General features: G+C 46.3%; 12 protein-coding genes. 5 read left to right on the plus strand and 7 right to left on the minus strand.

Going from position 1 to position 12,953, the window contains the following annotated elements; translation table 11 throughout:
• Positions 1 to 158: 158 nt before the first annotated feature.
• Together RIE73_RS16715 and RIE73_RS16720 are read right to left on the minus strand one after the other, a co-directional pair.
• Positions 159 to 1,595, minus strand: coding sequence for a phosphoglucomutase/phosphomannomutase family protein (locus RIE73_RS16715; RefSeq protein WP_446402250.1), 1,437 nt, complete (start codon positions 1,593 to 1,595; stop codon positions 159 to 161).
• Between the two features lie 196 nt (positions 1,596 to 1,791).
• Positions 1,792 to 2,118 carry a hypothetical protein gene (locus tag RIE73_RS16720; RefSeq protein WP_446402251.1) on the minus strand — a complete coding sequence of 109 codons (327 nt, stop codon included), beginning with the start codon at positions 2,116 to 2,118 and terminating at the stop codon, positions 1,792 to 1,794.
• A gap of 519 nt (positions 2,119 to 2,637) precedes the next feature.
• Between RIE73_RS16720 and psbO the strand changes: the two genes are divergently transcribed.
• Positions 2,638 to 3,474, plus strand: a complete 837-nt coding sequence (gene psbO / locus RIE73_RS16725) for a photosystem II manganese-stabilizing polypeptide (RefSeq protein WP_446402252.1) — start codon at positions 2,638 to 2,640, stop codon at positions 3,472 to 3,474.
• Positions 3,475 to 3,803: 329 nt separating this feature from the next.
• Entirely contained in the window at positions 3,804 to 4,880 is a 1,077-nt protein-coding gene (gene acsF / locus RIE73_RS16730) for a magnesium-protoporphyrin IX monomethyl ester (oxidative) cyclase (protein WP_446402253.1), read from the plus strand.
• Between the two features lie 191 nt (positions 4,881 to 5,071).
• Here the strand turns inward: acsF and RIE73_RS16735 are convergent, their stop codons facing one another.
• The 3 genes from RIE73_RS16735 to RIE73_RS16745 all read right to left on the minus strand — a co-directional run bounded on the left by RIE73_RS16735 (position 5,072) and on the right by RIE73_RS16745 (position 6,811).
• Positions 5,072 to 5,488, minus strand: coding sequence for an SH3 domain-containing protein (locus RIE73_RS16735; protein ID WP_446402260.1), 417 nt, complete (start codon positions 5,486 to 5,488; stop codon positions 5,072 to 5,074).
• 231 nt (positions 5,489 to 5,719) lie between these two features.
• Positions 5,720 to 5,935: a hypothetical protein gene (locus RIE73_RS16740; RefSeq protein WP_446402254.1), complete on the minus strand. Its 216-nt coding sequence runs from the start codon at positions 5,933 to 5,935 to the stop codon at positions 5,720 to 5,722.
• 27 nt (positions 5,936 to 5,962) lie between these two features.
• Positions 5,963 to 6,811: a lysophospholipid acyltransferase family protein gene (locus tag RIE73_RS16745; protein ID WP_446402255.1), complete on the minus strand. Its 849-nt coding sequence runs from the start codon at positions 6,809 to 6,811 to the stop codon at positions 5,963 to 5,965.
• A 511-nt stretch (positions 6,812 to 7,322) separates the two neighbouring features.
• On the opposite strand from RIE73_RS16745, the gene RIE73_RS16750 reads away from it, so the two are divergent.
• Positions 7,323 to 8,138 carry a pentapeptide repeat-containing protein gene (locus RIE73_RS16750; RefSeq protein WP_446402256.1) on the plus strand — a complete coding sequence of 272 codons (816 nt, stop codon included), beginning with the start codon at positions 7,323 to 7,325 and terminating at the stop codon, positions 8,136 to 8,138.
• A 123-nt stretch (positions 8,139 to 8,261) separates the two neighbouring features.
• On the opposite strand, the gene RIE73_RS16755 is transcribed toward RIE73_RS16750, so the two are convergent.
• Both RIE73_RS16755 and RIE73_RS16760 read right to left on the minus strand, forming a co-directional pair.
• Positions 8,262 to 8,690, minus strand: coding sequence for an FKBP-type peptidyl-prolyl cis-trans isomerase (locus RIE73_RS16755; RefSeq protein WP_446387438.1), 429 nt, complete (start codon positions 8,688 to 8,690; stop codon positions 8,262 to 8,264).
• Between the two features lie 182 nt (positions 8,691 to 8,872).
• Positions 8,873 to 9,283, minus strand: a complete 411-nt coding sequence (locus RIE73_RS16760) for a hypothetical protein (RefSeq protein WP_446402257.1) — start codon at positions 9,281 to 9,283, stop codon at positions 8,873 to 8,875.
• A 269-nt stretch (positions 9,284 to 9,552) separates the two neighbouring features.
• On the opposite strand from RIE73_RS16760, the gene RIE73_RS16765 reads away from it, so the two are divergent.
• Entirely contained in the window at positions 9,553 to 10,362 is an 810-nt protein-coding gene (locus RIE73_RS16765; protein ID WP_446402258.1) for a DUF1350 family protein, read from the plus strand.
• A 118-nt stretch (positions 10,363 to 10,480) separates the two neighbouring features.
• Positions 10,481 to 12,499, plus strand: coding sequence for a hypothetical protein (locus RIE73_RS16770; protein WP_446402259.1), 2,019 nt, complete (start codon positions 10,481 to 10,483; stop codon positions 12,497 to 12,499).
• The last annotated feature ends 454 nt before the right edge of the window (positions 12,500 to 12,953 follow it).

Consider the following 12,953-nt stretch of genomic DNA (forward strand, 5'->3'; position numbering starts at 1 on the left):
TGTGTCTTATGGAATAGGGTAATGGGCTATAGAAATTTTGTCTCCCCTCTCCCCTGGCTCCCTCTGCTCCCCCAGCTCCCTCTGCTCCCCCGGCTCCCAGACGCGCCATGGCACGTCTCTACATTGCTCCCTCTGCTCCCCCAGCTCCCCCAGCTCCCTCATCCCTGATTCCTGTTTGCCCAATCTTTTGCCCAACTGAGGGTTTGACGAACTTGTTCTGGAGTCGAGGCTTCACAGTAAAGGCGCAAGACGGGTTCGGTACCACTGAACCGAATCAGTAACCAACTACCATTGGCTAAGCGAAATTTATACCCATCGATTGTCTGACAATCAACAACCCCTTGACCATTAATCTCAGTTGGGGGTTGGGTTTGCAGTTGGTTGAGTAGGCGCGATCGCTCCTCCATCCCCGCTAGATGTAAATCAATGCGGTCATAGACTGAGGTATAGCCTGCTTGCTCTTGTAACCGTTGGTAAAGTTGGCTTAAATCCATCCCTGATTGGGCGATCGCTTCCAACAGATACAGGGCGGAGAGGAGAGCATCCCGTTCTGGGATATGGGTTCCATACCCAATTCCACCCGATTCTTCACCACCCAGCAAGACTTGGGTCGAGAGCATGCGATCAGCGATATATTTGTACCCAATCGGCGTTTCGTGGAGAGGCAATTGATAAAGCTGGGCAACTTTGGGAATTAAATCCGAACCACTAATCGTTTTTACCACTTCCCCCGTCTCTTGCCGTCGGGAGGCTAAATGTTCAATCAGGATTGGGATCAAAATTTGAGAACTGAGGAAATTGCCTTGTCCATCCACCGCCGCGATGCGATCGCTATCTCCATCAAAGACTAATCCTACCCGTAAAGCGCCCTCGGCTTGTCGTCGGTGGGTACGGATGTGGCGGAACAGTTGAGACAGATAACGAGGTAAAGGTTCCGGCGCACCGCCACCAAATAATGGATCACGGGAGCTATGGAGTTCCTGAATCGGTACATTTAAAATTTTGCTCAAGCCCCCTGCGGCTGCGCCGTACATGACATCAGCAAAGACAGTTAATTTACCTTGAGTAATCAGGTTCTGAATACTCGCCAAATTCACCTTGGAACGCAGCGCCTGACAATAACTTGACCAAGGATCGAAGGATTGGAGTTTACCCGGCGTTGACGCTGAGGCTGAGGGTTGAGCGAGTTGGGCTTCAATTTTTTGGGTAATTTCTGGCGGAATTGAGCCTCCAAATGCCCCCTTCACTTTTAATCCCAGATAATTAGCTGGATTATGGCTGGCGGTTAGAACTAAAGCCCCTAAAGCATTCTGCTGATTCGCCGCCCAGCTAAATGCTGGGGTTGGTGCATAACTTTCAGAAAGCAACACATCAAATCCTAGGGATTGGACAACCTCCGCCGTCTTTTTGGCAAAGGTTTCCGCCATAAACCGCCGATCATAACCAACAACCACAGTACGGCTACCACTGGTTTTGCCATAAATATCAGCGAGGATTTGAGTGGCGGCTGTTGCGACTAACGCCACACGCTCAAATGTAAAATCAGCAGCAATCACACCTCGCCAGCCATCTGTGCCAAACTTAATGTCATCCATAGTCCCTGCTCAAGAATAAAAAGATTGAATAAGATTAAACTGCTAAGACTGACGGCTGGATCTTAACACCTGTTGTGCCAACTGTCTTGTTAGAGAAACTTAGTTGAAGACTATTGCTCCCCATACTGCTCAGATACGCTATAAATTTAATTTCTTCTCCCCCAGCTTCCCCAGCTTCCCCAGCTTTCCTGCACCTCTAATCATTTTCTAGGGATTCATCCTCAGGAAACACGTCCGGGAAATTGGTCAACAGCGATCGCAGCTTCATCCGCGCCACATAGGGCCAACCCCCTAGTTCTTCCATATCTTTGAGCAGCGCATACAGGGTTTGTCGATTGTCGGGTAACGAGTCTTGGAATAGACTATCTCGAATCTCCCGGTGCGCCTCTTCCAGCGTCCGCAGCAGAGCCAGAAGTGTTAATGTATCCCCTTTATGGTTATTGGCTAATGCCCAAATCTCCGTCCTTAGAGCTTGCAATTTGACCTGTAGCTCCTGAGCATCTAACTCATCACTCAAATTCATCCTACCCCTGTCAATCTTAGTTGTTTTTTGCCACCCGCTTGCTTTAAAGCGTAAAAGTGTCGCTTCCCGTGTACAATAAAGCGAGAAAAGCTAAGGTTCACGCTTTCGGCATCATGTAGGGAACACAGCTTCAGTGAGCTATCGTTCGAGCTACTATAGCGATCGCCGATAACTAGCGTGTGACCAAAACTATACCATGGTGTCAACGACCGCACACCTAACCGCTAGGTCAGGTGTAGGCTGATCAAAGCCTGTTGACCAGATGGCATCTTTTGGGGAGAAATCCCAGTGCGGCAATTTCGCTAAGCGTTGCCCACCTGCTTCGCTATCGGACGCTGACCCTCCGGGTTCTCCTCGTCCGCCCCTTTGCCGCATTGAAGATGGAGTGAATTTAGGGTGACTTTCATTGATATGTTAAGGATAGTTGCGGTTTTATCGGTATAAACCACAGCCTGATTCACTAACTAATCACCATAAGAAAATTTTTCTTGCTTTAGAGATTGACGATTGAGGTTGACCATGAGGTATCGCGCATTAATTGTTGCCTTTTTGGCATTGTGTCTGGGGGTGTTAACGGCTTGTTCGGATGCTGCAACAGCGACTAGTCCTGATCAATTGACCTACGACCAGATTAAAAATACGGGCTTAGCGAATCTATGTCCCCAGCTATCGGAAACAACTCGTGGTTCTATTCCCATTGAGTCTGATAAGTCCTATCGAATTGTCGATCTGTGCTTACAGCCAACTAGCTTCTTTGTCAAGGAAGAACCGACAAATAAGCGCAGAGAGGCAGAATATATCCCAGGTAAGTTACTGACCCGGGCGACCTCTAGCCTGGATCAAGTTGAAGGGTCCTTAAAGCCGGGAGAAAATGGCAGTCTTGTCTTTACGGAAGAGGATGGTATTGACTTTCAAGCCATTACAGTCCAGTTACCGGGAGGCGAACAAGTTCCTTTCATGTTCACGATTAAGAGCTTGGTTGCTCAAAGCCAGCCCAATATGACCAGCGTGAATACGTCTACTGACTTTGAAGGGGAATTTAAGGTTCCGTCTTATCGGGGTGCTGTGTTCCTCGATCCTAAAGGTCGTGGTGTAGCATCTGGCTATGATAACGCGATCGCCCTACCGTCCAAAGCGGATGAAGAAGAATTCGTTCGGGCTAACGTTAAGCGGGTAGAGACTCGATCCGGTGAGATGTCTCTACAGGTCTCCAAGGTGGATAGCTACACCGGTGAAATTGCTGGTACCTTTGAGAGCGAACAGACGGCTGATACTGACCTAGGTGCCGAAGAAGAACCTGAAGACGTCTTGATTCGAGGGATCTTTTACGGTCGCGTCGAAGCTGAAGAGGGGTAACAGTTAGTACCTCGGTACTACTAAACGATCTTGGATCTAATAAATTAGGGGCATGGCGATAGTCGTGTCCCTTTTTGTGAAAGCCGAGGTGGATTAAACAGAGCAGGAAAAAAATCCCCATCCCGGTTCCCTGTTCCCCGTTCCCCCAAAAAACATGAAGAAATGTTAAGCAAGTTTACAACTTTTAACCTTAACTGCATTTTGCACTCACCCAAGACCTTGGTAGACTCAATATGCACCTTTAAATATCGGCGCGGGTCGAGTCACCCTCCAATTGCCCCATTCTCAAGTCCAAAATCGTAAGTAAGAGATAACGAGTAAAACCAACTATGGTAGATACCCTTAAAAAACCTACCTTTGAAGAAATGAGACCCGGCGTTAAATCTCCAGCAAAGGAGACCATACTGACGCCTCGGTTCTACACGACAGACTTTGAAGCCATGGCGCAGATGGATATCTCGCCAAACGAGGATGAGCTATTGGCGATTCTGGAAGAGTTCCGTGCGGACTACAATCGCCACCACTTCGTCCGGGACGCTGAGTTTGAGCAGTCTTGGGAGCATATCGACGGTGAAACCCGCCGCTTGTTTGTGGAATTTCTGGAGCGTTCCTGTACAGCAGAATTCTCTGGATTCTTACTGTATAAAGAATTGGGTCGCCGGATCAAAGACAAAAATCCTGTCCTGGCAGAGTGTTTCACCCTGATGTCTCGTGATGAAGCCCGTCATGCAGGTTTTCTGAACAAGGCAATGTCAGATTTCAATCTGGCGCTGGATTTGGGATTTTTGACCAAGAATAAGAAGTACACCTTCTTCCAGCCGAAGTTTATCTTCTACGCCACCTATTTGTCCGAGAAGATTGGCTACTGGCGGTATATCACCATTTATCGCCATCTTGAAGCTCATCCTGAAGACCGCATTTACCCCATCTTCCGGTTCTTTGAAAACTGGTGTCAGGACGAAAATCGTCATGGGGATTTCTTTGATGCGATCATGAAAGCCCAGCCGCAAATGTTAAATGATTGGCAGGCGAAGTTATGGTCTCGCTTCTTCTTGCTCTCAGTATTTGTGACCATGTATCTAAATGACATCCAACGGTCTGGTTTCTATCAGTCGATTGGTTTAGATGCCCGCGAGTATGATAAGCATGTGATTCAGAAGACCAACGAAACGGCGGCGCGGGTATTCCCAGTGATTTTAGATGTGGAACATCCTAAGTTCTACGAACGTCTAGAAGTCTGTATTGGCAATAACGAAAAGTTGACGGAAATTGCTAACTCCAACAGTCCAAAGTTCGTGCAATTTTTCAAGAAGCTGCCCTACTATGTCTCTAATGGCTGGCAGTTCCTAAGACTCTACCTGATGAAGCCCATGGAAGTTGCTTCTCAGCAGGGCGTAGTTCGGTAACGAACTCAGTTCCAGACAGCATGGTATGTTGGCGTGTCTGGAACGACCTCAAATTTGTCTCCGCTAATTTAATAAAATCGTCCCTCGCTGACCTCTTTTGATGGATAGTGAGGGTTTTTTCTATAAGAGGGCTAGATCCAGTCACTAAACTCTAGGGATTTGGTATCATGTTTAACCGAATGGGAGAAATTCTAGGAACAGGATTCCAAATAACCCGACGCCACAAAACCAGATACTGGCGCACTAATGGACACCCAGTCACTCCCTCGCGCCTCACGGATATTGACATACCGCCCATTATCTAACGTCCGGATGATTGGACTATTAGTTGTTGGGCGTCGTCTCACATTCAAGCCACCATAGGCATCAACTTGAGCGCAACTCACTTGAGGTGGTGTTGGTGTGCCACAATAATTGAGATACTCTGCTGATACATAACCATCTCTGGGATCGTCGATGGGAACCCAACCATTTTGACCGCGACTTTCTATATTAATCTTTGCGCCATTTGCCACAACTCCAACAATGCGACTATCTTCTGTCGGGCGTTCACGGATATTTAAACCATATCTGGCATCAACCTTACGGCAACTATCAATTGTTATAATTAGTAATTTTTAATGACTGACTTTTCAGAATAGAATTGAAGTTTTTTAATTTTGAATTTTAATCTGCGAATAAACAAGACTTAACGTTGAGTCAATAAGATACTAGCTAACGACATCTTCTTCAGTTATTACAGCAGCCCTTGTCAACCCAGTGATACTATCACTGGGTTTTTTGCCCAGGAAAACTCTCCGGCTGTTTGGACTATCAACGGCTACTCACAGACAAAAGTTTCAGGGATTATTGATCTTCCGTTGTAGGTAAGCGATCGTTTCTCCGACGGCTTCAAGCTTACCTCTCAGTTTCCACACACTTTCACTGTTTTCTCCTCTTGATTCGATGACATTAAGAGTCTGTTGGTATTCGGTCTGACGTTCTAACCAGTAATCTAAATCCTGACGAGAGACGGATGGAGACGGATCGGTAGAATTACATATCTCCTTTTTCACAAATCCCTGCTATTCTCATCAGCCAGATCAACTTCTACTCGCCACCTTGACTAAACCATCAAGTTCCCATTGCATCTGAGTACAGACTTTTTCATAGCAAGCATTGACATATTCGCGATCGCTAGCTGCATCCCGACCATACCGTTCAAAGACAATCGGCGCACAAATACGAGTGTAAATTTGGACAGGTAAGGGAATATTGGGTAACGGTCCAATCGCTAATCCCCAGGGTAAACCTAAGTAGATGGGAAACACTTCCGGATCAAGACCAAATAACCAAGGGAACAATCCCCAATCGTGCAGTTGTCGAACCTGGTCATAAAAATCAGCTAAGACAATCAACGTATCATGAGCGCCGTGAGAAATAACGGGTATAATCGGCACACCTTCCCGTAGTGCTAGCTTAATAAACCCCTGACGCCCTGCTAAATGGATTTGATGACGCATACTATGGGGACGAAAGACATCCTGTGCCCCCCCAGGATAAACCAGGACACTAGCGCCTCGACGTAAAGCCGCGATCGCCATTTTGGGATGAGTCCTGATTGCCCCTGTCTTAGCCGCTAGTCGTGCCGTATTTGGGTCAATTTGCCAGCCATTGGGGTGCATCAGCCCATAAACTGGACGTTCGGCACCAAAACGCCGAAACCAGTCATACATGACCATGATCATATCCGGTGCAACAAGTCCGCCATTGTGAGACCCCACAAACAAGGCGTTACCCTGATCCCGAATGTGATGCCAGCCATCGGTTTTCACGCGAAAGTAGTAGTGGTAAAACCATCCCCATAAGGGCATGAAAGATCGGATGGTTTGGGGATCACGTTCATCGAGTGACCACCCGGGTTGGTCGTTTGGGATTGAGCTACCATTCATGAACGAAAAAAAATGTTGGTTTGGGCGGATTCTGACCAAAAGTAGGGGAGTATAAGAGGGACAACCGGAGTGACGTTCTTTGAGAAACAGGATAACGTGCATCCTTCATAAATATTAACGGAACCCCACCCATAAGGCTCTGCTTGCGGTTTGCCCTGTCGAATAGTAAACCCCTGAAAATGTGACAATCTACTTTCCCTCGCCAAAAAAAAACCCCTAGGTGAGCCTCGAAGACACCGCTAGGGGATTCCCAAACAACCTAAACACTAAACAGGAGAATAACGACCACGTTGGAATGCGTTTAAGCTCCCTTACTTACCTAGTTTGCACCCCCGAACGGCTTTTTATGTTTAGCTATGATGAAAAGTGTGTAAAGATTTGATGAATTTTTGCCCGATTGAGTAACTCATAGCATATTTTGCTCTAGTCGGGGTGAGGGGTAGCACCCATCACTAGGCTTAGGGAAATCCTTGGGAAATTGGTAGTACAACTCCAGTTTTCCCCAAACATTATGGATACTAACGAACTCCTGCGGCGTTATCTCGGCAGGGAACGGAATTTTCGGGGTGCTAATCTCAGCAAGATCAATCTCATGGGTGCTGATCTCAACGGTGCTGACTTGATTGGTGCTGATTTGAGTGGTGCTGATCTCAGGGGTACTCAACTGATTGACGCCGATTTAAGCAACACGGATCTCAGCCGAGTCAACCTCAGTGGCGCTAACCTGAAACAGGCTAACTTAAGCGGCGTCAATTTAAATGCAGCTAATCTGAGCCGCACTTTCTTGATGAATGCTGATCTCAGAGGCGCGACTTTGATTGAGGCGAACCTCATGGATGCTGACTTAGCAGATGTGAATCTCAGCCGGGTTAATCTCACTCAAGTTAATCTCAGTCGAGCGAACTTAAGTAGTGCAAACTTATTTGGTGCCAATCTCAGGGAAGCGATTATGGTGGGTGCTGATCTGAGTGGTGCTTTTTTAATTGGTGCTGACTTAAGCGATACCAACTTAAGTGGCGCTAATCTCAGCGGTGCTGATTTGAGAGGAAGCAATCTCAGTCGGGTGAATCTCAGTGGTGCTGATCTGTTTGGTGTGAATCTCAGTGGTGCTAATCTGACTCAGGCTACTTTGAATCGGGCTAACTTAAGTTATACCAATCTGAGTAATACTAATCTCACGGGAGTTGATCTGACGATTACCGAGGTAGAGAACGCTCGACTGGGAGAGAATGAGGGACTCTCTGAAGCCAGCCAGCTTAATTTGCAGCGACGTGGGGCAATCTTGGAAATGACGAGTTTTAGTGTGAGAGGAATGCCAGGTTCTTAGGGATGTTGATAGAAAAAGTGACTTACCTATTAGCAGAAAGAGAGAGTGCCAACATGAGTTGTGCTGATCAATTTCCAAGACACTCTCTCTTCCCTCTCTTCTTTGAGACAATCCTGGCTGGATCTAAGCAATGTCCACTAACTGAATCTCAAACGTTAAGTCTTGTCCTGCTAGAGGGTGGTTGGCATCTAATCTCACATTCGAGTCGGTGACATCGGTAATCACCACTGGAATAACTCGCCCGTTAGGTTGTTGAATTTGTAATTGCTGACCGATTTCGGGATTCAAGTCTGGGGGCATTTTGTCTCGTGTCACCTCCAGTACCATTTCTGAGCGATGGGGACCATAAGCTTTATCCATGGGAATCATTTCGGTTTTGGAATCCCCAGGCGTCATACCCACAACGGCTTGCTCGAAACCTGGAATGACCTGTCCAGCATCAATGGTGAATTCTATCGGTTCGCGACTCAGGGAAGAATCAAAGACTGTACCGTCCTTTAATTTACCTGTGTAGTGAATTTTGACGGTATCACCCACTTTCGCTTGTGCCATATTTATTTTCCTTGGAGTTGGTCAACACCTCTAGGGTATCAACTCGCGCAAATTTTGCATTATTTCTCTAGTGTGATTAATGAGTCATAACTTTAAGGAAACTGTGGGGTGAGCAAGGCTGAGGAACCGAGTTAATCAGTCTATCGCTCTTGCCCACCTCAGTTAACATTCAGCCAGTTGAATTAGCTTACGGAAGTCAGATCCTGCTCAGACTCCTCGGCTTCAGGAGTTGAAGCGGCTAACGCTTCTGGAGGAACAGGGATAGCCAAGTTATAGGGTTCAAAGACTTCTGGTGAGGGTGTCTCTGTGATAATCGCTTCAGTGGGTTGGTTATGAGCAGCTTTGAATTTTTTCACAGCGACTAACCCTCCGGCTACGGCGGCGATACCAACACCAGCAATGCCGAATTTTTTGTAGAAGTTGGTTTTATCGCCAACGAGACTAGGAGATTCTCCAGAAGCATTTTGCGAAACACCCTTTTTGCCAAACCCACAAGGAAGGGCTTGAGTGGGGCTAATCGTTGCCAGCAATAGGCTACCTGTAACGGTTACGGTAGACAGGAGACTTGTGAAAAACAGTTTGGATTTAATCATGATTGCTATGGGATATGCCTAATCAGGGACAAAAAGCTTATCTAACAGTGTACAGACCTGATCTCATTATGGAATTGTTATCCGATAGCAATTTCTCATTAAATATATAAATCAAACTCGATGATATCGCTGAGATGCTTGGCAACGCTGTCCAATGACGACGTTAGAACGCAACGAGGTATAGGTATTCAACCGAACATGGTATATGCAGCGCCACCTCGCCAGGAGTACGTCACAATATAAAAATATAAGAACTTCCCTCTCTTCCTATGGACTGGCAAGAACTATCTGGTAGCTGGGTTTTAATTCCGTCTCGTCCCGTTGGCATTGTGCATTTTTTGGGTGGGGCATTTATTGCGGCTGCGCCCCAAGTCACCTACCGTTGGCTACTTGAGCAATTAGGGCGTCAGGGTTATTTGGTCGTGGCGACGCCGTTTCTCAATACCTTAGATCACGTTGCGATCGCCCGCGAAGTCCTCAACCGTTTTGAGACAACCCTCGATCGCCTCAAAGCCACAAGACTACTCAGGAAACAGTATTTACCAATCTACGGTGTCGGACATAGCATGGGGTGCAAACTGCATCTGCTGATTGGTAGTCTGTTTTCCGTGGAACGGGCGGGTAATATTTTGATTTCCTTCAACAACTATCCAGCGAAACAGGCGATTCCGTTTCTGGAACAGTTCAATATGCTGGATCAGTTGACATTCCTCAAGCAGTTGAATATCAAGCCAGCCTTTGACGTTGAATTTACCCCCTCACCCCAACAAACTAACGAACTGATTGCCCAGCAATACGCTATCCGCCGCAATTTACTGATTAAATTTATCAAGGACGAGATAGACCAAACGGCAATTTTATCCCCTGTGCTGCAACAGCGATTTCCGAATATGGTTGTGCTACAAATGCTACCGGGAAATCATTTAACACCGTTGGGACAAGATGTCAATTGGAAAACGGGAGATTCCTTTACACCATTCGATGCGATCGGTCAGTGGATGAAGCAAGGGGTTTATCGGGATTTAAACCGACTGAAATTAGAGATGATTCGCTGGTTAAATCCTTTGGCGGTGGGGTAAAAGGGGGGAACAAGGGGGGTAGGGAGTAAATGTTCCTTTCCGGTTCCCTCCCCTTGATAAGGGGAGGGTTAGGGAGGGGTTAGCATCTTAGAATAAAGACTAGGAGGACAAGTTACAGTTGCGGGGATATCGGATTGAATCCCTGGATTTAGAATTATCTCCCTCGCCAGAATCCCAGGAAAAACAGCGAATTTTGGATCAGATTTGTCAGGAAGATGGGGAAGCCAAAGCCCGATTAGAGAAAATGGCAGCAGCAGAACGGAAACAGTTAATGGCTGCGCCTTCGATGTTGGTGCTGATGTTACAGCTATCGGAAGGGAAACCTTTTGATTTAATTGTGGCGGATGTGATTAGGCGTTTGCCCAGTGATGAGGAGTATCCGGTTTATCAAGTTTTTGGCGTGATTTGCAGTTTTTATCAATATGGCATGACTACACCTGCGGGAGTGTTGCCCTTGTGTTTGCCGGACTATTCTAAAAAAGCTGTGCGGGATGTAGTGGATTTTGCCAGAGATGCTGAATTAAAGGGCTTGGTGAATATAATCTGGAAGAGGGGATATGATGGGTTGGCAACAATTCACGAACTCATTGCCCAAACAGCGATGACGGTGAAGTACCGCCACAGTCGTGGCGAGAATTTACCCTATTCTCCTAATTTATTAGCAGACCACTTAAGAGCGGCAATTTCGGCTTTAAACGCAACCAAAGAAACTCACAAACGCTGGGTGCATAATGGGCTGAGACTTTTGGCTGTGAATGGTGAAATGACTCTTGTCCGTCAGGTTTTGGATGACTATCCTAACCAGATTCAATCTATCCAGCAGGGGAGTGCGGTTACTGGGTGGTTTATATGGTCAAAGATGTATGAGGCTGTGGGTTTACTGGCGGAACGCGATCACTGCTTGGATGCAATTTTATCCACTGAACCACAAAGTCCGAGGGAGTGGACTTATTGGCTGTCTCTGATAGAAAGGCGTGGTACAAATCAACAGAAGCAGGAGGCGATCGCTCTAACTACTAATTGGCTGCAACTGCATCCTGATGATTCTCATGTTCGTGAAAAATACATAGCACTGATTGGGCAATGTGGAACATCTCAACAGAAGCAGGAGGCGATCGCTCTAACTACGACTTGGTTGGAACTGCATCCTGATGATTATGAAGTTCGCAGAACTTACTTAGCTGTAGTTAGAAAGGCTGGTCAAAACATCATCGACATTGAGCCTATTATCATCCAGCAATGGCAATGGATTAGCCAGCAATCAAAAGTAGACCAATCTGTGTGGGAAGCATTTCTACCTTTCCTATATCACCATGCCCAACCTCAAATAATTAAAGAAGCTGTCAATCTTGCCTTGCAGCAGTACCCGGACAATACGAGAATTATCTGCCTTGTTTTTGGCTACTTCCGAGATAATTTAGACCATGAAACCTGTTATCGATTAGCCGATTTTATCAGCCAGTCTCAACTTCCTACAGACAAATGGCACAACTTTATCCCTGCGGCGAACTTCTTTCGAGACTGTGGCGAGTTAGATAAAGCTACAGAAATTTATCAGAGAATTATCAAAAATGCTAAGTTCCGAATCAGAAAGTATGGCGATGATCTCCAGAAAGAAATTAACTTTGCCTCATTAAACTATGCCCTTCTCTTGCTACTTCGCCAACCCCCAGATCCCTACACCGCCATGGATTATCTGCAACCTATCCTAGCTAAAAACCAAAAACACGGTTTAGCCCATTTACACATGGCGTGGTGCTATCAAGCCCAAGGTCACAATCATAGTAGCAAAGGGCGGAAGGTTTACCAACAAGCGATCAAACATTTCCAGAAAGCGATTAAGTTTGACAATCAAAAAAATGGTCACTTCTGGTATGAATTTGGCTGCTTTTACCGAGATGCGATGCAGAACCCGACAGAAGCCCGCACCTGTTTTGAAAATTCCCTGAACCAGAATATTAATCTCCCCGCCTGTGTTGATTTAGCGGAATTAGAAGTGGCTGATGGTAATTTTGACCGGGCGAGGGAGTTGGTACAACAAGGATTGGCGTTGGTGCCGATGACTCGCCCCGAAAGGGAACAGCGCGATAGGTTAGAGTCTCGAATTCAAGCGATTCAAGCTCAATTTGATGCTTAAACGGATAGGATTGGGGCTGGATAAAGAAAGTTGACTTATCCAAGTTTAATAAAAGTCCGCGTAGGCGGACTTTGTTTGTGTAGCTGCGAATTCTATTCGCCAAGCTTTAACGGTGCAAGGTGTGTATTATTGGTGGGTTACGGCGGATATTCCATTAAATGGTTGTTTCCTTGATTTAATTCCGCCTAACCCACCCTACATTGATTCTATCTGAGAATTATTGGTGGGTGGCGGTGGATATCACATTATCGGGTTGTTTCCTTAAATTTAGGTTATCGGTTGGGTTGACGCAGGAAACCTAACGAAATTCAAGACTTTAATGGTGTAAGGTGTTCATTATTGGTGGGTTACGGCGGATATTCCATTAAATGGTTGTTTCCTTGATTTAATTCCGCCTAACCCACCCTACATTGATTCTATCTGAGAATTATTGGTGGGTGGCGGTGGATATCAC

This window comes from Coleofasciculus sp. C1-SOL-03 (assembly GCF_040220555.1).
In the GTDB taxonomy this organism is placed as follows: Bacteria; Cyanobacteriota; Cyanobacteriia; order Cyanobacteriales; family Coleofasciculaceae; genus Coleofasciculus.